This window comes from Vreelandella azerica, assembly GCF_013112225.1.
In the GTDB taxonomy this organism is placed as follows: Bacteria; Pseudomonadota; Gammaproteobacteria; order Pseudomonadales; family Halomonadaceae; genus Vreelandella; species Vreelandella azerica.
In genome coordinates, this window is the sequence record NZ_JABFHI010000003.1 from 237,318 (window position 1) to 256,756 (window position 19,439).

The 19,439-nt window shown below is 55.9% G+C and carries 12 protein-coding genes and 7 pseudogenes; 16 read left to right on the plus strand and 3 right to left on the minus strand.

Annotated features, from left to right (window positions below):
* Positions 1 to 74 precede the first annotated feature (74 nt).
* On the plus strand, positions 75 to 440 hold the full coding sequence (locus tag HLB35_RS08990) for a phasin family protein (RefSeq protein WP_171702328.1): 366 nt from the start codon (positions 75 to 77) through the stop codon (positions 438 to 440).
* A 131-nt stretch (positions 441 to 571) separates the two neighbouring features.
* Positions 572 to 1,278 (plus strand): annotated as a pseudogene (locus HLB35_RS08995) (GntR family transcriptional regulator).
* Between the two features lie 128 nt (positions 1,279 to 1,406).
* Here HLB35_RS08995 and HLB35_RS09000 read toward each other — a convergent pair.
* The 3 genes and pseudogenes from HLB35_RS09000 to HLB35_RS09010 form a co-directional block, all read right to left on the minus strand.
* Positions 1,407 to 2,212 (minus strand): annotated as a pseudogene (locus tag HLB35_RS09000) (cytosine permease); the annotation flags it as partial.
* Positions 2,213 to 2,252: 40 nt separating this feature from the next.
* Positions 2,253 to 3,618, minus strand: a pseudogene (locus HLB35_RS09005) (NCS1 family transporter).
* A 141-nt stretch (positions 3,619 to 3,759) separates the two neighbouring features.
* Complete coding sequence (locus HLB35_RS09010) at positions 3,760 to 4,506, minus strand: aspartate/glutamate racemase family protein (RefSeq protein ID WP_171702329.1); 747 nt, start codon at positions 4,504 to 4,506, stop codon at positions 3,760 to 3,762.
* A 325-nt stretch (positions 4,507 to 4,831) separates the two neighbouring features.
* Between HLB35_RS09010 and puuE the strand changes: the two are divergent.
* The 14 genes and pseudogenes from puuE (at position 4,832) to HLB35_RS09080 (ending at position 19,437) form a co-directional block, all read left to right on the plus strand.
* A pseudogene (puuE, locus tag HLB35_RS09015) lies at positions 4,832 to 5,769 on the plus strand (allantoinase PuuE).
* A 9-nt stretch (positions 5,770 to 5,778) separates the two neighbouring features.
* Complete coding sequence (locus tag HLB35_RS09020; RefSeq protein WP_171702330.1) at positions 5,779 to 6,603, plus strand: bifunctional allantoicase/(S)-ureidoglycine aminohydrolase; 825 nt, start codon at positions 5,779 to 5,781, stop codon at positions 6,601 to 6,603.
* Between the two features lie 11 nt (positions 6,604 to 6,614).
* Complete coding sequence (locus HLB35_RS09025) at positions 6,615 to 7,109, plus strand: ureidoglycolate lyase (protein ID WP_171702331.1); 495 nt, start codon at positions 6,615 to 6,617, stop codon at positions 7,107 to 7,109.
* A gap of 143 nt (positions 7,110 to 7,252) precedes the next feature.
* Positions 7,253 to 8,730: pseudogene (gene pyk, locus HLB35_RS09030) on the plus strand (pyruvate kinase).
* A 3-nt stretch (positions 8,731 to 8,733) separates the two neighbouring features.
* Complete coding sequence (gene modA, locus HLB35_RS09035; protein ID WP_171702332.1) at positions 8,734 to 9,522, plus strand: molybdate ABC transporter substrate-binding protein; 789 nt, start codon at positions 8,734 to 8,736, stop codon at positions 9,520 to 9,522.
* The gene (gene modB, locus HLB35_RS09040; RefSeq protein WP_235937093.1) at positions 9,500 to 10,189 is read left to right on the plus strand and encodes a molybdate ABC transporter permease subunit; all 690 of its coding nucleotides are present in this window, start codon (positions 9,500 to 9,502) and stop codon (positions 10,187 to 10,189) included. The genes modA and modB overlap by 23 nt, the downstream gene beginning before the upstream one ends.
* Entirely contained in the window at positions 10,182 to 11,321 is a 1,140-nt protein-coding gene (locus HLB35_RS09045; protein WP_171702333.1) for an ABC transporter ATP-binding protein, read from the plus strand. Before modB ends, HLB35_RS09045 begins: the two co-directional genes overlap by 8 nt.
* 10 nt (positions 11,322 to 11,331) lie before the next feature.
* A complete protein-coding gene (locus HLB35_RS09050; RefSeq protein WP_328731432.1) occupies positions 11,332 to 11,877 on the plus strand; it encodes a DUF192 domain-containing protein in 546 nt (181 codons plus the stop codon).
* An 89-nt stretch (positions 11,878 to 11,966) separates the two neighbouring features.
* The gene (locus tag HLB35_RS09055) at positions 11,967 to 12,977 is read left to right on the plus strand and encodes a DctP family TRAP transporter solute-binding subunit (protein ID WP_171702334.1); all 1,011 of its coding nucleotides are present in this window, start codon (positions 11,967 to 11,969) and stop codon (positions 12,975 to 12,977) included.
* Positions 12,978 to 13,055: 78 nt separating this feature from the next.
* Positions 13,056 to 13,535, plus strand: a complete 480-nt coding sequence (locus tag HLB35_RS09060; RefSeq protein ID WP_171702335.1) for a TRAP transporter small permease — start codon at positions 13,056 to 13,058, stop codon at positions 13,533 to 13,535.
* A pseudogene (locus HLB35_RS09065) lies at positions 13,525 to 14,831 on the plus strand (TRAP transporter large permease). The gene HLB35_RS09060 and the pseudogene HLB35_RS09065 overlap by 11 nt, the downstream one beginning before the upstream one ends.
* 101 nt (positions 14,832 to 14,932) lie before the next feature.
* Complete coding sequence (locus tag HLB35_RS09070; RefSeq protein ID WP_171702336.1) at positions 14,933 to 15,169, plus strand: DUF2798 domain-containing protein; 237 nt, start codon at positions 14,933 to 14,935, stop codon at positions 15,167 to 15,169.
* A 506-nt stretch (positions 15,170 to 15,675) separates the two neighbouring features.
* Positions 15,676 to 16,656, plus strand: a complete 981-nt coding sequence (locus HLB35_RS09075; protein ID WP_171702337.1) for a TAXI family TRAP transporter solute-binding subunit — start codon at positions 15,676 to 15,678, stop codon at positions 16,654 to 16,656.
* A 187-nt stretch (positions 16,657 to 16,843) separates the two neighbouring features.
* Positions 16,844 to 19,437, plus strand: a pseudogene (locus tag HLB35_RS09080) (TRAP transporter permease).
* Positions 19,438 to 19,439 lie beyond the last annotated feature (2 nt).

A 19,439-nucleotide genomic window follows, 5' to 3' on the forward strand; every position in this document is an offset into this window, starting at 1 on the left:
CATCGCTGCTCATTCATTGCCTATTTATTGTCATAACGTTTTAGATGAACGATCAAAAACGTTGCGGAGGAAGTATGAATAAAGCTACCGAAAAGACGACCCAGCAGTTGGAATCCATCGTGGCTGCACCAATGCGCGCCTATGCTGCCAAAACGCTTGATTATTGCGATCAGATGTTAAGCGCCCAGGTTGATGCAGCACGCGCCTACAGCGATTTTTCTGTCGCCCAGATGCGCACTTGGCTGGATGTGAAAGATGCCGACAGCATGAAAAAAGCCGCCGAGAGTCAGCAAAAGGCAGCGACGGATCTGATGGAACGCTTCAAAGGCGACGCAGAAAAAATGAACGCTCTTAGCCAGAGCTTCTTTCAGGACAGCCAGAAACTGGCTGAAGACAGTCTGAAAAGCGTGACTGAGGCCACCCAGAAAGCCGCCAGCTAATACTGACTGACCGCCAGAGCCCCGTTGAGCAGCCCGAGCTGCCAACGGGGTTTTTTATGTCCAGGCGTCAGTGGAGATGGCAAGTATCGGCCTCTGGCGGGTAACATAACGACCTTGCAAAGGAGATTGATATGCAGGGCGTTCAGCAATCGCAGACCACCGGCAAGCAAGGCAAACATCGCCATGAAGAGATTTATCGGTCAATCAGTGATGCCATTATCGAGCACCGCCTAAAGCCAGGCGCGCGTCTGCGTGAAGATGCATTGGCGGATGTGTTCTGTATCAGTCGTACCGGGATTCGCAAGATTCTGCAACGCCTGGCGTTGGAACAGCTGGTGACTATTGCCCCCATCGCGGCGCCAGTGTCACGCGGCCCAGTGCCGATGATGCCAAGGATGTGTTTGATGCCCGCCAGCTGGTCGAGTGTGGCCTGATGCCGGATGTGGCGCGTAACATGCGCGCCGCTGAGGCGGCCGAGTTACGTGAGATGGCAAATCAGGAACGACAGGCCTTGCGTAAAGGGCAGCAGAGCATAGCGATTCGACTCTCCGCTGATTTTCATGTCCGCCTGGCACAACTGTCTGGCAATGAGGTGCTGGCGGATTTTGTTGAACGGCTATGTTCGCGGTCATCCTTGATTCTGGCCGTCTACGGCAACCCGGGCCATCTGGGGTGTGAGTCCCACGATCACGATGAGTTGATCCGCTTTCTGGAGGAAGGTGACGGAGAGCGCGCCAAGGCTTTTATGAGTCGCCACCTTAAAACCATCGAATCGTCGCTTTCGATCATTGAAGAAGACAGCAGCGCCCCCGACCTGCGTCAGGTATTTGGCGTTTAACCTTGGGTGTGTGATAAATAGGTATGACAAACAGTGGTGCCATTAAAAACGCCCGGCTAAACCGGGCGTTTCTATTGATACAGGCAGGTAAGTGTTAGCGTTGCGGGATGGTCATTCAATCACTCAGGCTTCATCTGGCGCTCGGTTTTGACAAAGCGGGTGAAATCACCAAAGTTGATCACAACGGCCGCGAAGTAGGCCACCAGGGTGCCTACAATCGCCATAAAGGCACCGATACCACTGCTACCTTCTGCCTCGTTGCCACTGAAGATACTACCGATGGCAGGCAGCAGCTCACTCCCGGCCTGAAACCAGACAACCAGCATCAATACAACCATGACCACGTAGACCAGCGGGCCTGCCCAGTTAAGGAAGTGCTTGATGCGCTCAATGCCTTGCCAGAAAATTGCAATCTGAAACAGCCAGACAATTACAAAGGATAGCCAGGCGACGCCAGAGAGCCCCAGGAAAGTGCTGCCATCTCCTGCGCCAAGCAGGGCAGTGATCAGCAAGGACACGGCGGTTGAGGCAAAGTAGGTCTGCACGCCGTACCAGAAAATGCCCACGATGGCACGCAGCATGGCGGGCAGGTTGGCGCCACGTACCCCCATGCTGGCGCGGCGCGCACCATCACGGGAAAGGGAATGCCGTATTTAACGCTGGGTTTGCCGGTCAGGTTGACCAGATACATGACGATGATGCCAGCGACAATGATCGCCGCCATAACGGCCCAGCCGTTCAGGCTGTAGGAAAGAAAAAGCGAGGCTGCCAGGGTATAGCCAAACAGGCTCTGGATGTCGTTTGACCATACATTGAAGATTTCAAAGGCGCCCCAGTTACGGTGCTCAGGCTTTAAAGGAGCAAGATCCTCATTACAAAGGCTGGGGTCAATTTGCTTGATGTTGAGATCGCTATACGCTGGTGGTTCATTCATGGTTAATGCTCTCTTGTCCGGTGTCTTGACTGGCTCGGGCTTACTGGTTGAACCGCTGGCAGGGAGCCCATGACTTCATCAGCAGGTAATAGGTCACACCGGCCGGGATCAGGCTGGCATACCAGGAAACTGCCGAGAAGGTGAGGGCCGCAATAATGCCCACCACCGTGGCGATAAGAGCAGCCGCATTGACGCCTTTATAAGGACCTTGTTCGTCGTAGAGCTTGTCGAGATCAAGCGTGCGCTTGCGGATCAGGTAGTAATCCACCACCAGAATGGCAAAGATAGGCCCAAGGAAAGCTGAGTAGGTCTGAACAAACAGCTGCAAACCGGCCGCAGAATCCGGCTGAACCAGCTTCCAGGGGAAGGTGGCGAAGGCCAGCAAACCAACGATGACGGTTGAGGTGGTGAATTTAAGCTTGAACACATCCATCAACACATAGGTGGGTGGTACGACGTTGTTCAGTACGTTGGTCGTGACCTGGGCAAAGGCGATGAACAGCAAGGTGGTCATCAGCAGCGGCGTGTTATCCACGGCGTTGGCAAACACCTGAATCGGGTCAGCGGTGCCGGTGGCTTCCGATACCATATAGCCAATCAGCCCCATGAACAGGGTGCAGGGCAGAATCGACATGGCATAAATAATGGTCAACAAGCTCTGGGCAGTGCCTTTTTTATGCTCGCGTGAGTAATCACTAACGTTCAGCATCATAGTGCTGTAAATGCCGAGAAACAGCATGGTGGCCCCCAGAACGGCATTCCCCAGGAGCCTTCCATGGTCAGCAGGCTGGCGGACAGCTCATCACCGTAGCGCTGCACGGTGGCATAGAACATGTACATCAAGGACAGCAGAATAAAAGCGCTGCCGATATTTTCCAGCCACTTGATGCCCTGGAACCCCATCACGGACAGGCCGATCTGCAGGAACTGGAAGGTAATGAAGTAGAACACCAGGTTATCAAAGCCAAACAGGGTGGCGGAGACCATGTTAAGCGCGCCTGCGCCGATCCAGCTTTGAAAGCCATACCAGACAATCGCAGGAACCGCACGCACAAGTCCCGGCAAACGCGTACCGGCAAAGCCAAACGCACTGCGGGCCTGCACCATAAAGGGGATGCCGTACTTGTAGCCGGCAGCACCGTTAAGCGCCAGGGCGATGCCGATCACAAAGCAGCCAATGGCAATCGCCAGGGTTGCTTGGAGTAGATTGAGCGTTCCTACCACGCTTGAGCCCATAGCAAAGGTGCCAATAGAAACACAGCCACCAAACCAGGCCAGAAAGTAGGAGGCCCTGCCCATGATCCGGGTCTGCTGGGGGCTAGGGACTCTTCACCAGGGGCTTTGCCCGGAGAGGTGTCTGGCTTGGCGGTGCCCGCTGCCAGGTCAGAGGGTGTTGATTGAGTCATGATGTGTTTCCTCGCAAGAAATTATGGTTGTCTTCCGGTCTACCTGACCGGGAAGGCTTGCGGCTGGCGTGCCTGTTAATGGCGTCAACGATTGTTGTTAGTGCAATTATTGTTAGTGCAATTAAGCAAGTGGTGTGCCACTTAGCGTTTTGGCTGCCAATCTGAAAGATGCTCAAATTGGCCGGTAAAGCGTTTGGGGCGCGGGAAGGCAAGATCGCCAACTTTGCTGGTACCCAGCCCCAGGCCGACCAGCGCTTCGGCGAGCTTGACCCCTGCGGTCACGCCCTCCAGAACGGGAAGGCCCACCTCACGAGAGATCGTCTCGGTCAGATCGGCCATGCCCCCGCAGCCCAGTACAATGGCGCCGATATTGTCTTCATCCCGGGCGCGCTGACACTCGGCAATGATGCGCTCAAGCGCTGCATCGCTATTTTCTTCCAGATCCAGCACCGGGATTTCCGCCGCGCGCACCCGTCGGCAGTGCTGGGAAAACCCGTACTGCTCAAGCAGGTGTTCAGCAATGATGCCGGTGCGCCCCAGGGTGGTGACGATTGAAAAACGCGTGCTGATCAGGGTGGCCATATGAAAGGCCGCTTCGGCAATACCCACCACTGGAGCGCGGGTAAGCTCACGCGCGGCCAGCAGGCCCGGGTCGCCAAAGCAGGCAATCACATAGGCGTCGGTGGCGTCACGCTCACCTTTGATGATTTCTTCGGCCACGCCGACGGCACTGATGGCCTCGTCAAAATGGCTTTCAATCGAGACCGGCCCAGCATCAGGTTGCGTCGCCACGATATGTGTCCCTGGCGCTGCCACCCTTTGAGCAGCCTCGCCGATGGTTTGCGTCATACCGTGAGTGGTATTGGGGTTAATGATGCGTAGCTTCATGAATCATCCAGAAAGATAAAGGGTAATCTTGTATACAAAATAGATTCCTTTTATGTGCAGTGCAAGAGAGTAGTAGGATGCAAGGAGGTGCATTTTTCAGCCAATGAGCGGGTAAAATGAAGAAATAAAAGAAATTTTGTATATATATAAAGGTTTTACTGGGTAGTTAGACCTTGGTATCAAAATATTATAAAACAGTGTTTGAATACTTGTGGCCTTAATTTGTATACAATTTAGCTGCTATATTGATCTGAGCTTACTCAACTTGGAGATATCTTCACTTGTGAAGCTGTCATGTCCTGCAACCCATTTGTGAGAGTGTTTTATGCCTGTGGATACCCTGTCGGAATACCCGCGTGATCTTATCGGCTACGGCCGTCAGCCACCTCAGGCCAACTGGCCCGGCAAGGCCCGTATTGCCGTTCAGTTTGTGCTCAACTATGAGGAAGGCGGTGAAAACTGCGTGCTGCACGGCGACGCGGGGTCAGAGCAGTTTCTTTCCGAGATTATTGGTGCGCAGAGTTATCCTGATCGTCACCTGAGTATGGAATCCATCTACGAGTATGGTTCGCGGGCAGGCGTGTGGCGGATTCTGCGCGAGTTTGAAAAACGTGATCTGCCGCTCACCGTGTTTGGCGTTGCCATGGCGCTGGAGCGTCATCCCGACGTGGCCATGGCGTTCAAGGAGCTGGGGCATGAAATTGCCTGCCACGGCTATCGCTGGATTCACTATCAGGAAGTGCCTGAGGCGGTTGAACGCGATCATCTGCATAAGGCAATGGCCATCTTCCAAAAGCTCTATGGCGAAAAGCCCCAGGGCTGGTATACCGGACGGGATAGCCCGAACACCCGCCGCTTGATTGTTGACGAAGGTGGCTTTCTCTACGATAGCGATTATTACGGCGATGACCTGCCCTTCTGGACGCAGGTGACGGACAGCCAGGGGCGCGAGCATGACCACCTGATTGTGCCCTACACCCTGGATACCAACGATATGCGCTTTGCAGCCCCCAGGGGTTTAATACCGCCGAGCACTTTTTTACTTACCTGCGCGATGCTTTTGATGTGCTCTATGCCGAAGGTGGCGAGTCGCCCAAGATGCTCTCGATAGGTATGCACTGCCGCCTGCTCGGGCGCCCCGGGCGTTTTCGCGCATTGCAGCGTTTTCTGGATTACATCGAAGCCCATGACCATGTCTGGGTGGCCCGTCGTGTGGATATTGCCCGTCACTGGGCTGAACACCATCCTGCGCCTAATCGCTAAAGGTCAATCATGCACCCATCACCTTACTATGCGCCCCAGGGCGGGCATCCGCCGCAAACGCAGCTGACCGCTGACCGCGCGGTATTCACCGAGGCTTATGCGCTGATTCCCAAGGGCGTCATGCGCGATATCGTCACCAGCTACCTGCCTTTCTGGGAAAAAACCCGCCTGTGGGTGCTGGCTCGGCCGCTGTCCGGTTTTGCGGAAACCTTTTCACAATACATTATGGAAGTGCAGCCTGAAGGGGGCAGCCACAAGCCTGAGCTGGACCCCAGGGCCGAAGGCGTGCTGTTTATCGTGGAGGGGGAATTAACGCTGACGCTGGAAGACGAACCGCATCTTATGCAGCCGGGCGGCTATGCGTTCATTCCGCCGGGCAGCCGCTGGCAGGTGCGCAATGAATCCGCCGCGCCAGTACGTTTTCACTGGATACGCAAAGCCTACGCCTTTGTGGATGGCCTGGAGGTGCCCGCCGCCTTTGTCACCAACGAGCAGACCGTTACGCCGATTGAAATGCTCGGCACCGAAGGGCGCTGGGCAACGACGCGCTTTGTCGACCCCGCTGACGTTCGCCATGATATGCATGTCAATATCGTCACCTTCCAGCCCGGTGGTGTGATCCCTTTTGATGAGACCCATGTGATGGAACATGGCCTTTACGTGCTGGAAGGCAAGGCGGTCTATCACCTCAATCAGCAGTGGGTGGAAGTCGAAGCCGGTGATTTCATGTGGCTGCGTGCCTTCTGCCCTCAAGCCTGTTACGCCGGCGGGCCGGGGCCGTTTCGCTACCTGCTTTACAAGGACGTTAACCGCCACGCAGCGCTAACGCTTTAGGATAGAATTTCATGCTCGAACTGATTGCTGAACCCCTGACCGCTGACGCCTTTGCTCCCTTTGGCGAGGTCATCGATGCCCGTACGTCAGCGTCATTTCCCATCAATGCTGGCCGCACCCAGCGCCATCACGACCTGGCGACGGTGCAGACCCTGGGGGAAAACGCCCGACCCCTGATCAGTCTCTTTGTCAGCCAGCCGGTGACCCTGCCACTGGAGCTGACGTTTCTTGAGCGTCACCCGCTGGGCAGCCAGGCCTTTATGCCGCTGCACGAGGAGCGCTTTATTGTTGTTGTGGCGCCGCCCGGAGAAAGCATTGACGCGGCCGATGTGCGTGCCTTTGTGACCGACGGCCGCCAGGGCGTTAACTACCGGGCGGGTACCTGGCATGCGATTCAGTCAGTGCTCGATCGGGAAGGTGAGTTCCTGGTGATTGACCGTGGCGGCGAGGGCGATAATTGCGATGAGTATCCATTGCCCATGCGGATCAGGTTGGCACTGGCATAACGTCATGATCGAAACCGTCATCTTGATGGCGCTACAATGCTAGGCTAGAAAATGGTTGGTTAAAACCTGATGTTTCTGAGTACCTGATAAAGGCAGTCTCAGAAATGTTTTTGGATAGTCTATCCGCATAACCTGGGAGCTTTATGAACGCACTGCATTATTCCTCTATTCGTCGCACCAAAATTGTCGCCACCCTGGGGCCAGCCAGTGATCGCGAAGGTGTGCTTGAAGCCATGCTGGCGGCAGGAGTGGATGTGGTGCGGCTGAACTTCTCCCACGGCAGCCCCGAAGACCATCAGCGCCGTTTGCAGGCGGTACGGGAAACCGCCGCCCGCCTGGGCCGCAGCGTTGCAGCACTGGGCGACCTGCAGGGGCCGAAGATTCGCATTGCCCGCTTCAAGGAAGGGGCAGTGGTGTTGAAGGAAGGTGAGCCCTTTATCCTCGATATGGCGCTTGATAGCGATGCAGGCGATACCCAGCGGGTAGGCTGTGACTATAAGACGCTGGCAGATGATGTCAGCGCAGGTGACCGTTTGCTGCTGGATGATGGCCGCCTGGTGCTGGATGTCACTGGCGTAGAAGGAAAGCAAGTGCTCACCAAGGTCGTTGTCGGTGGCAAGCTTTCCAATAACAAAGGCATCAACAAACAGGGCGGTGGCCTGTCGGCGCCCGCACTGACGGAAAAAGACAAGCAGGATCTGAAAACCGCCGTTGCCATTGGCGTTGACTACCTGGCGATCTCATTTCCCCGCTCGGCACAGGATATGTTGGAAGCGCGTGAACTGCTGGGCGAGGCGGGCGCTGACATTGGTCTGGTGGCCAAGATGGAGCGGGCAGAGGCGGTGATGGATGAAACCACCATGGACGGGATTATTGAAGCTTCCGAGGCTGTCATGGTAGCGCGGGGCGATCTGGGCGTTGAAATTGGTGATGCCCAGCTGGTGGGTATTCAGAAGCAGCTGATCAAACGTGCGCGCACCCTGAATCGTGCAGTCATCACGGCGACCCAGATGATGGAAAGCATGATCAGCGCGCCGCTGCCCACCCGCGCTGAAGTGTTTGATGTGGCTAATGCCGTGCTGGACAGCAGCGATGCGGTCATGCTGTCAGCAGAAACCGCTGCAGGGGATTACCCGGTGGAGACCGTCGAGGCGATGGCGCGGGTCTGCCTGGGCGCAGAGCGGGAAAAATTGCCCAGGAATCCGGCCACCGTATTCATGAGGGTTTTTTGCGCGCGGATGAAACCATAGCGCTGTCTGCCATGTATGCGGCCAACCATATGCAGGGTGTCACGGCGATTGCCTGCATGACCGCCTCAGGTTACACCCCGCTGATTGCCTCACGGATTCGTTCCGGGTTACCGATTGTCGGGCTGGCGCATAACCCGATTGCCCAGCGCCGTATGGCGCTGTATCGCGGCGTGGTGTCGTTGCCGTTTGATACCTCTGAAATGAGCGCCACTGAGTTGAATGACCGCGCCCTGTCATTGCTGGTGGCGCAGGGCATTGTCGCCCCAGGTGACCATGTGATCCTGACCCGTGGCGACCATATGAACGCCCATGGCGGCACCAACACCATGAAAGTAATGACAATTACCGAACAGCACCTGGGTAAGGAGTAAACCATGCGCGGTCTTGTCACTGCCTTATGCCTGTGGCTGGCAACCCTGTGTTTGCCTGCCAGCGTACAGGCACAGTCAGCGCCGCCGGTGGTGGCCGCCGCGTCGGATCTGCAGTTTGCGCTGACCGAGGCAGCCGAACGTTTCGAGCAGCAGAGTGGCCATGCCTTGCGACTTAATTTTGGCTCTTCCGGTAACTTCCGGCGTCAGATTGCCCAGGGCGCGCCGTTCGAGCTCTACCTTTCCGCCGATGAATCCTATGTGCTGGCGCTGCATCAGGAAGGCCATGTGCAGGATGAGGGTGTCATTTATGCGATTGGGCGCCTTGCTTGGCTACAAAGCCCCGGTACGGCTGAGCTTGATGAGGATGACCCCTTGGCCGCCGTGGAGCAGGCGCTGGCCGCTCACCAGTCGGGCGAGCGCCAGCGGATTGCCCTGGCCAACCCGGAGCATGCCCCTTATGGCGTCGCCGCCCAGGAGGTGCTTGAGCATGCTGGGCTTTGGGCGGCGACGGCCGACTTGCATATTCTTGGCGAAAACGTTTCCCAGGCGGCGCAATACGCCCTTTCCGACGACGTCAGCGGTGGCCTGGTGGCCTACTCCCTGGCACTGGCGCCTGCACTTGAAGCGCGCAGCGAGCACCTGCTGATTCCTGAGAGTTGGCACAACCCGCTGCGCCAGCGCATGGTGCTGACAAACCAGGCCGGTGAAGTCGCCGAACAGTTCTATCAATGGCTGCAGCAGGACACCGGGCGGGCAATATTGAGTGACTATGGTTTCGTTGTGCCGCAATGATGGATTGGGCAGCGCTATCCATATCCTTGCGCCTGGCCGTGCTGACCTGCCTTATTCTGCTGCCTTTGGGCATCTGGGCCGGGCGGGCACTGGCCTATGCGCGTTTCAAGGGGCGTGGTTTTTTGAGGCGCTGGTGGCCTTGCCCCTTGTGTTGCCGCCGACGGTGCTGGGATTTTATCTGCTGACGGCTTTCAGCCGCGATGCGCCCTTTGGCGCTTTCTGGGCCAGCGTGTTTGGCAGCGGTCTGAACTTTACCTTTACGGGTATTCTTTTGGCTTCCCTGGTCGCCAACCTGCCCTTTGCCATCCAGCCGATTCAGCGTGCCTTTGAAAGCATCCCTGCCAATTTGCGAGAAGCGGCCTGGTGCAGTGGCCTGTCACCCTGGCAAACCCTATGGCAGATTGAGTTGCCGCTGGTATGGCCGGGTTTGCTGTCGGCGTTTGCGCTGACCTTTGCGCATACCCTGGGTGAGTTTGGAGTTGTTCTGATGGTAGGCGGCTCCATCGATGCTGAAACGCGCACCCTGGCAATTGCCATCTATGACCGCATGCAGGCGTTTGACGAGGCCGCCGCCGCCATGATGTCCGCTGTGCTGCTAAGCGTTTCGTTTATCACCATTGGCGTGGTGTATGGTCTTGCCGGGCGACGCAGGAGGGTGCATGGCTGAACTATCGCTACAGCTCGCCCAGCCGGGGCCGATTCCCTTGCAGGCTGAGTTTGCCTGCCGGAGTGGCGAATTGCTGGCGCTGGTCGGTCCTTCTGGCAGCGGAAAAACCACCTTGCTGCGGGCCATTGCCGGTCTTTATCAGCCCGCTGCGGGTGTCATCCATTGTGGCGAAGAATGTTGGTTTGATGCTCAGCGTAAGCACTCACTTAGGCCACAGCAGCGCCGAGTGGGGATTGTTTTTCAGGATTATGCGCTGTTTCCGCATCTGAGTGCGCGGGATAATATTGCCATACCGCTACGCCATCTGCCCAAGCCCACTCAGGCCCATCGGGCCGAAGAATGGTTGGCGCGGGTCAAGCTCGAAGGGTTGGGAGGGAGGTTTCCCCATCAGCTATCGGGTGGCCAGCGTCAGCGGGTTGCGCTAGCGCGCGCCCTGGCCCGTGAACCTGAAGTGCTGCTGCTGGATGAGCCCTTTTCCGCCGTGGATCAGGTCACCCGCCGTCGCCTGCAGCGCGAGCTGGCTTTGCTACGTCAGCAGATTGCCATTCCGATTGTGCTGGTGACTCATGACCTGACTGAAGCGGCGGCCCTGGCAGATACCATGTGCGTGCTACATAATGGCACCACCCTGCAAAGCGGCCCGCCAGAGGCGCTGTTTCGTCGTCCGGCATCATCTGCTGTGGCCAGGCTGCTGGACCGCCATAACCTTTATCGTGCCACGCTGAGACACTACCAGGGCCGCTACTGCCTTGAGTGGGGGCGTTTTCTGCTCGAAGTAAGTGCTGAGGTGCAAGCCCAGTTGGGAGGCTATAGGGTAGGTGACAAGCTGGAATGGTATCTGCCGCCTTCAGATATTGTGCTGCATCGCCGCGAGCGCCCTTCCAATGGCGAGCGGGAAAACCCGGTCGCCGCCATGGTCAGCGAAGTTGTCGCGCTTGGGGGAATGACATCGGTGGCTCTGAGGGTTGCCCATGGCGATATGCTACGGTTTGAAGTCGGCACCCATGCGGCGCGTCGTAACCAGCTGGCGCCCGGCGCCATGGTGAAGGTGTCCTTGCTGGCATCCGGCATTCATGTGATGGGGCCAGTGGCTAATGAAGTATCCACACCCCCTGGCGTTTATGAAACCTGAGGAAACCACCATGCATCTCAATCGCCGTGCATTTTTAACCGCCTCACTGGCAGTACCGCTTCTGGCGCTGGCCTGGCCGCTATCGGCACTGGCCACGACACCAGAAGCAGCTCCGCTTGAACGGATGGCCTTGGCCGTGCATGGGACTGAAGGGCCGCATCGTCTGGATGTTGAGGTCGCCCGTACGTCAGCGCAGCGCCAGCGTGGCCTGATGGGGCGGGAAAGCCTGCCAGCCGACCACGGCATGCTGTTCATGTATCCCCGCGAGCAATCCGGGCGTAATGGCTTCTGGATGTTTCAGACCCTGATTCCGCTGGATATTGCCTTCATCAACAGTGAGGGTACGATAGTAGCGATCAGAACCATGCAGCCGTGCGGCTCATCATCCCCCAGCGACTGCCGCTCCTATACGCCGGATACGCCCTATGCGGCGGCGCTTGAAGTCAATGCCGGTTACTTCGCCAAGCGGGGATTCGCGAAGGTGACTGCGTGGCCTTGCCGGGTGAGGGGCAAGCAGCTTGCTCACCCAGCGTTTAAGCGGGCGAGATCTGGATGACTGTCTTTCATCCATAAAGGGCCTATAATTTAAGCCGCATAACACGCCGCTCAATACAATAAAACTGATAAAACCAATAAGGATTCATTATGACGCTGACACGCAAGATGACTCATGTAACGGCAGGTCTGGCCGGTGCGGTATTCCTGGCAGGCGCCCTGTCCGCTCAAGCCCGTGAGTTGTCGGTTTCAACCGTGCTTTCGGATGCGTTTCCCTGGGGGCAGGCGGCCGAAAAATGGGCAGATCTGGTTGAAGAGCGCAGTGAAGGTGAGTTGACTCTGCGGGTATACCCCAATTCCCAGCTGGTCTCTGGTGATCAGACCCGTGAGTTCTCAGCCATGCGCTCTGGCCTGATTGATGCCGCCGTGGGTTCCACCATTAACTGGTCGCCGCAGGTGCCTGAGCTGAATCTTTTCTCATTGCCTTTTCTCCTGCCTGATGAAGCTGCGGTTGATGCCGTCACTGGCGGTGCGGCAGGCGAGCAAGTGTTTGCAGCGATTGAATCCAGAGGCGTGGTGCCGCTGGCCTGGGGCGAAAACGGTTTTCGCCAGCTGTCCAACTCCCGCGGCCCGGTGGATGAGCCCGGTGACCTGGACGGCCTGAAGATCCGCGTGGTTGGCTCGCCGCTTTTTCAGGATACGTTCTCGGCACTCGATGCTGACCCGACCCAGATGAGCTGGACGGATGCCCAGCCTGCCCTGACCACCGGCGCCGTTGATGGCCAGGAAAATCCGCTGTCGGTGTTTGATGTGGCGCGTATTGATCAGGTCGGTCAGGAATACCTGACGCTTTGGAACTATATGAATGATCCGCTTATCTTCGCGGTGAATCAGAGCGTCTGGCAGTCGCTGAGCGAAGAGCATCAGACGCTGCTGCGTGAAACCGCCGAAGAGGCCGGCGCCTGGGAAATTGCCATGACCCGTGAAGAGGAAAGCGAGCGTCTGGCGGCTATCCAGGAACGTGGGGTGACGGTCACCAAATTGACCGACGACCAGTACCAGCGCTTTGTGGATGCCACTCAATCGGTCTATGAAAAGTGGGTACCGCGGATTGGTGAAGGCTTGGTTGAGGATGCTCGGGAAGCCGTTGAGTCCCGTTAAGCGATATCTCTCATGCTATAGGCAAAATTGATGACCGGCCCAGGTGGCCGGTCATTGTTTGAACAGGGTGGAATCGTGATGAAACAAACGCCTGATGCGCGCCCGGAACGTTGGCTTGGGGCACTGGCACTGGTGATCATTGCTGTGATCAGCCTGGGCAACGTGGTGACGCGCTACCTGACCGGTGGATCCTTTTCGTTTACTGAAGAGTTTTCCGTTTTTCTGTTGGTGGTACTGACCTTTGCCGGTGCTTCGGTGGCGCTGCGCCGCAATCGCCATATTCGTATTGGCCTGCTGGAGAGGGCGTTGCCTGCAAAGCTACGCCAGGCACTGACTATCTTTCAGGCAGGTTGCGGTGCGCTGGTGCTGGGGCTGATTATCTGGTTTGGGGTAAAACTCGTCTGGCAGGAATATCAGTGGGAATCACTGTCTCCAGGGCTTGGGCTGCCACAATGGTGGTATCTGTTCTGGCTGCCTTTACTGGCGTTTGCCATGTTGGTGCGTCTTGTGCAGCAAACCCGTGACCGCTTGAGCGGGAGACTTGAAGATGAGTCCTGATGTCTGGATGATCCTGGCCTTTGCCGGTTTCTTGATCGCGGGTGTGCCGGTGGCTTTTTCACTGGCGCTATCTGGCGCAGTGGGGATTATGATCGGGCTATCGCCAGATATGCTCGCCACCATGGGCACCAACACCTATAACAGCATCGCCAAATACCCCTTGATTGCGATTCCGCTGTTTATCCTGACCGGGCTTATTTTCGAACGTGCGGGGGTCGCGATACGTTTGGTGCGCTTTGCCCAGGCCTTGATCGGGCCGCGCCATGGGGGCTTGCGCTGGTCGCTGTTCTGGTCTGCATGATGATGGGCGGCATGAGCGGCTCCGGCCCGGCAGATGCAGCGGCTGTCGCCATGGTGATGCTGCCGAGCATGACCAAGGCGGGTTATCCGAAGCCATTTTCTGCAACCCTGATCGCGGCCTCTGCTTCGACGGCGATTCTTATTCCGCCATCGGTCGCCTTGATCCTGTATTCCATTGTGGTACCAGGAGTGGATTTGCGAGCGCTGTTTGCTGCGGGGCTGTTCCCCGGCATTCTCGCTGGGCTGGCACTGTTGGTGCCTGCATTAATAATGTCTCGTCGGCGTGGTTGGGAAGGCAGCCCGGCAGTCGGTGAGGAGGTTGAGCGGCTCAGTATCCGTACTACGTTTCGGCAAGCCTTGCCGGCGCTGTTTGCTCCCGTGCTCATTCTCGGTGGTTTGCGTTCCGGCTTGTTTACGCCCACTGAAGCAGCTGTGGTGGCAGTGGCTTATGGGGCGGCCGTTGGCCTGCTGCTCACCCGTGAAATGACGTTAAAAGATCTTTGGGAGCTGCTTGGCGAAGCGGCGATCATTTCCGGCGTGGTGATGCTGATTATCGCGCTGGCCGGTATTTTTGCCTGGGCAGGCACCATGTTGGGTACCTTCCGTCACCTGGCTGAATGGATTATAGGCCTGACAGATAACGGCGTGCTGCTATTGGTTCTGGTCATGCTGGCGGTACTCGTCGCGGGTATGCTGCTGGATGCCATCTCAATCTATCTGATCATGATGCCGATTCTGATTCCCGTGATGCAGCACTTTGAGTGGAATCCGGTCTGGTTCGGTATTTTGTTGGCCATGAATATTGCCATTGGGCAGTTTACCCCGCCGGTGGCTGTCAACCTGATGGTGACAACTGAGGTCGCCAAGATAAGGTTGGAGCAGACAGTGGGCTGGGCGCTGCTGTTTGTGTTAGCCATGGCGACTGCCTTGGCGATGGTGGCGGTGTTTCCCAGTATAGCGCTATGGCTACCAACACTACTTGGCTACAACGTCTAAAATGAGGCAAACGTGCATTGATGGGTGTTTAAGTTATTAGTGTATTTCTTATGGTTATTTATGCTATATGCAGGTTCATCAACATTCGATGAGGAGAGGTCATGTTTTTTCCACCCCGTTATGCGCGCTGGATTTTTGCGGTTCTGATGTCAATCTACATGGTGACATTGATGACACTCGTGATCACCTGGGCAAATACAGGTCTGGCTGAAGGCTTTCTAGGGCGCTGGTGGCGAGCCTTCTATATTGCGTGGCCAGTTGCGTTCGTGCTGATTTTGATCGGTGCACCGCAGTTGCAGAAGATCACCGCCAAGCTGGTTAAAAAGCCTGAACAATAGTGCGTTAAACATCGCTTGTGGGCGCCTGCAATGAGGTGCTATGGGCGTATAAAATCTCGTGTCGCCTACCTGAGAAGCCACTGTTTTCATAAAGTGTTTGAAAAAACAGGCATCTATGCCATGCTGGATTGAAAGTTTAAATTTTTAGATTGCTTATCGCGATTTGAACAGGAGAAGACGAAACGTCGGTAGGTTCTAAACTTTTCTGTAATGCCTTATGCAACGTCGGCATAAAAATAAACGCCTACCAACGCTGCAAGCCGTTAGACTCAGGTATAACCTGTCAAATGCGACGTAACGTTTTTGCTTGTTAATGCTTGCATATTCGCCAACAGGTTTTTTCGCTAAAGTAGCACTTGCCAGTTTGCAAAGCTGGTGTGCTGAGTGCTTCATCTTGAAATGATGACCTGCAGTCATGGGTCGTCAATAAAAAGAGTGCTGGCGGTGCTCTGTCACCACAGCACCATATGCGTTAGCTAGATAACATCAAGAAAAGAGGTAAGCCAATGAATCGTCATGTATTTTCGACCGCAGCTTTTTCTGGTGCGCTGATCGCAGCAGCAACGTTTGCCTCTCCTGCAGTGGCCCAGGATGAACAGTTCATTACCATTGGTACCGGTGGCCAGACGGGTGTTTATTACGTCGTCGGTCAGTCGGTCTGCCGTCTGGTAAACCGTGGCAGCGATGAGCACAACATTCGCTGTAACGCCCCGTCTACCGGTGGTTCTGTTGCCAACGTCAACGGCATCAAGTCCGGCGAGCTGGATATGGGGGTTGCCCAGTCTGACGTCCAATATCAGGCTTATAACGGCACTGGCAATTTTGAAGGTGACGCCTACGAAGATCTGCGTGCTATTTTCCGTATCCACGGTGAGCCACTGACACTGCTGGCCCGTGCTGATTCTGGCATCGAAACACTGAGTGATCTGGAAGGTAAGCGCGTAAACATCGGCAACCCAGGTTCCGGTCAGCGTAACACCATGGAAGTGGTCATGGATGCCAAAGGCTGGGATCGTGATACCTTCTCACTGGTTTCCGAGTTGGGCGCTGCTGAGCAGGCGGCAGCACTGTCAGATAACAACATCGATGCCATGGTTTACGTGGTAGGCCATCCAAATGGTTCCATTCAGGAAGCGACAACCACGGTCGATTCGCACCTGATTCCGCTCAACGATGAAGATATTGATGGCATTATTGAAGAGTTCCCCTACTACTCCAAATCTGTCATTCCGGGCGGCCTGTACAAGAACAACCCGGATGATGTGGAAACCTTCGGTGTAGCGGCCACATTGGTCACCACAACAGAAACATCAGAAGAAGCCGTCTACGAAACAGTTAAGGCTGTTTTTGATGACTTTGATCGTTTCAAGCGTCTGCACCCTGCCTTTGAAAACCTGAACCCAGAAGACATGATTTCCTCAGGCCTGTCAGCGCCGCTGCATGATGGCGCCGCTCGCTATTACCGTGAGCAGGGCTGGATCGAGTAAGTTCAGCCTGTTCAGCCGTTAACATCGTTATCATCATTAGCGGCTGTACAAGCGAGGTAAACTGCCTCAACGGAAGTGATGCGCGGTCCCTCTTGGGGCCGCGCATTGTGTTTAGGGTGCCAAAAGGCATTGGATTAACAAGACGTCATGCATCAATAGCGTCTTCTACTTATAGCAGGGCATGCTTATGACAGAGAACAACAGGGCCCCCGATGCGGCTGTTGATCTTGAGGATATGGTCGCCTCATCCGACTCCGGGGCACGTAAGCCCACGGGTATGCCGGGCAAGCTGCTAGTGAGCATTGCGGCCATCTGGTCGCTGTTTCAGCTTTGGATTGCTTCACCGCTGCCCTATATGCTTGGGTTTGGGGTGTTCAACGCGACGCAGTCGCGTTCCATACACCTGGCGTTTGCACTCTTTCTCGCCTATATGGCGTATCCAGCGCTCAAGCGCTCACCGCGTGACCGTATTCCCATTCAGGACTGGGTACTTGCCAGCGTCGCTGCGTTTTGCGGTGCTTACATGTTCCTTTTCTATGAAGGGCTGTCGGCGCGCCCTGGGGCACCTTTGCTGCAGGATGTAGTGATTGGCGTCATCGGTCTGGTGCTGCTGCTTGAAGCAACCCGGCGGGCGCTGGGGCCACCTTTGATGATCGTCGCTTCCGTGTTTCTGATCTACTCGCTGGCAGGGCCTTATATGCCAGGCCTGTTGGCTCATGGCGGCGTTAGCCTGTATGGCCTGATCAACCATCAGTGGCTGACCACGCAAGGTGTATTTGGTATCGCCCTGGGGGTTTCTACCAGTTTTGTCTTTCTGTTTGTGCTGTTTGGTGCCTTGCTGGATAAAGCCGGTGCGGGTAACTATTTCATCAAGGTAGCTTTTTCAATGTTGGGCCATTTCAAGGGCGGCCCGGCCAAGGCTGCGGTGGTAGCCTCTGGTATGACTGGTCTGATTTCCGGTTCTTCCATTGCCAATACCGTCACCACAGGGACTTTTACAATCCCGATGATGAAGCGTGTTGGTTTTTCATCAGAAAAAGCCGGTGCGGTTGAAGTTGCTTCGTCAGTGAATGGCCAGATTATGCCGCCGGTTATGGGTGCAGCGGCCTTTTTGATGGTTGAATATGTGGGCATTTCCTATGTCGAAGTGATCAAACACGCCTTCCTGCCTGCGCTGATTTCCTATATTGCCCTGATTTACATCGTCCATCTTGAAGCGCTGAAAGCCAATATGCAGGGGCTGGAAAGCAGTAATCCGCCCAAGCCGCTGGTACGCAAGGTGATTGGCTTTTGGGTGGCCTGTTGTTGATGATGATTACCGCGCTGGCGGTTTACTACGGCCTGGGCTGGTTGAAGCCAACCCTGGGCGGCGCTGCTCCCTGGGTCATAGCGGCAGGTCTGGTGGTCATTTATATTGCACTTTTGAAAATGGCGGCGGCTTACCCAGAGCTGGAAATGGATGACCCCAATGAACCTGTCATCAAACTGCCGCAAACGCGCCCAACCGTCATGGTCGGCCTGCAGTATATCCTGCCGGTGATTGTGCTGGTCTGGTGCCTGATGGTGGAGCGCCTGTCGCCAGGGCTTTCGGCTTTCTGGGCAACCGTCTTCATGATTTTTATCATGCTGACGCAGCGCCCGATTACCGCCATTTTCCGCGGTAAAGGCGATATGCAGGCCGATTTACGCGAAGGTGCCATGGATTTATGGAACGGGTTGGTCACTGGTGCGCGCAACATGATCGGTATCGGTATCGCCACGGCAACGGCGGGGATTATTGTTGGTGCTGTGTCGCAAACCGGTGTTGGCCTGGTGCTGGCGGATGTGGTGGAAACCATCTCCATGGGTAACCTGATGCTGATCCTGTTCTTCACCGCCATTCTGAGCCTGATCCTGGGGATGGGCCTGCCGACCACGGCCAACTACATCGTGGTGTCTGCCCTGTTGGCACCGGTAATTATTCAGTTGGGCCAGCAGAATGGCCTGATTGTACCGCTGATCGCCGTGCATCTGTTTGTGTTCTACTTCGGCATCATGGCGGATGTGACACCGCCGGTGGGGCTGGCCTCCTTTGCCGCGGCAGCGGTGTCCGGCGGCGACCCGATACGTACCGGTTTCCAGGCCTTTTACTATAGCCTGCGCACGGCTGCTTTACCGTTTCTGTTTATCTTCAATACGGATCTGTTGCTGATTGATGTGACCTGGCTACAGGGGATAGTGATATTTATCATTTCCACCATTGCCATGCTGATATTTGCAGCGGCGACGCAAGGTTTCATGATTACCCGCAACCGCTGGTATGAATCGATTCTGCTGCTGTTGGTTGCTTTTGCGCTTTTCCGTCCTGGCTTCTTCATGGACATGCTTCATGACCCTTACCGTTCTGTGCCGCCTTCACAGTTTGTGCAGGCGCTGGGTAACGTTGATGAAGATTCCACTTTGCGGGTTCAGATTGAAGGGCTTGATGATTTTGGTGACCCGTTGACAACCTATATGCAAGTGCCGGTACCTGAAGGTGAAACAGGTCAGGAGCGCCTGGATAACCTGGGGCTGATGCTATTGTTTGAGGATGATAGGGCGATTGTTGACATGGTGACTTATGGAAGCCAGGCAGCCGACATTGGCTTTGACTTTGATCAGGAAATCATTGAAGTACTGGCCCCGGTTGAACGCTGGACTAAGGAGCTGATGTGGATTCCAGCCTTTGTGGTATTCGGGTTTGTGGTTGTGTTGCAACGCCGTCGGCGCAGCAAGGCTGACGCGCAAACGGCAACGGCATAGGA

What these genes read in the sequence shown, in the direction of transcription:
- HLB35_RS09010 (WP_171702329.1), bottom strand. Translation starts at nt 4,506, where the DNA reads ATGAAGCTACGCATCATTAACCCCAATACCACTCACGGTATGACGCAA.
- HLB35_RS09075 (WP_171702337.1), top strand. Translation starts at nt 15,676, where the DNA reads ATGAATCGTCATGTATTTTCGACCGCAGCTTTTTCTGGTGCGCTGATC.
- HLB35_RS09025 (WP_171702331.1), top strand. Translation starts at nt 6,615, where the DNA reads ATGCTCGAACTGATTGCTGAACCCCTGACCGCTGACGCCTTTGCTCCC.
- HLB35_RS09055 (WP_171702334.1), top strand. Translation starts at nt 11,967, where the DNA reads ATGACGCTGACACGCAAGATGACTCATGTAACGGCAGGTCTGGCCGGT.
- modB (WP_235937093.1), top strand. Translation starts at nt 9,500, where the DNA reads ATGGTTTCGTTGTGCCGCAATGATGGATTGGGCAGCGCTATCCATATC.
- HLB35_RS09045 (WP_171702333.1), top strand. Translation starts at nt 10,182, where the DNA reads ATGGCTGAACTATCGCTACAGCTCGCCCAGCCGGGGCCGATTCCCTTG.
- HLB35_RS09070 (WP_171702336.1), top strand. Translation starts at nt 14,933, where the DNA reads ATGTTTTTTCCACCCCGTTATGCGCGCTGGATTTTTGCGGTTCTGATG.
- HLB35_RS09050 (WP_328731432.1), top strand. Translation starts at nt 11,332, where the DNA reads ATGCATCTCAATCGCCGTGCATTTTTAACCGCCTCACTGGCAGTACCG.
- HLB35_RS08990 (WP_171702328.1), top strand. Translation starts at nt 75, where the DNA reads ATGAATAAAGCTACCGAAAAGACGACCCAGCAGTTGGAATCCATCGTG.
- HLB35_RS09020 (WP_171702330.1), top strand. Translation starts at nt 5,779, where the DNA reads ATGCACCCATCACCTTACTATGCGCCCCAGGGCGGGCATCCGCCGCAA.
- modA (WP_171702332.1), top strand. Translation starts at nt 8,734, where the DNA reads ATGCGCGGTCTTGTCACTGCCTTATGCCTGTGGCTGGCAACCCTGTGT.
- HLB35_RS09060 (WP_171702335.1), top strand. Translation starts at nt 13,056, where the DNA reads ATGAAACAAACGCCTGATGCGCGCCCGGAACGTTGGCTTGGGGCACTG.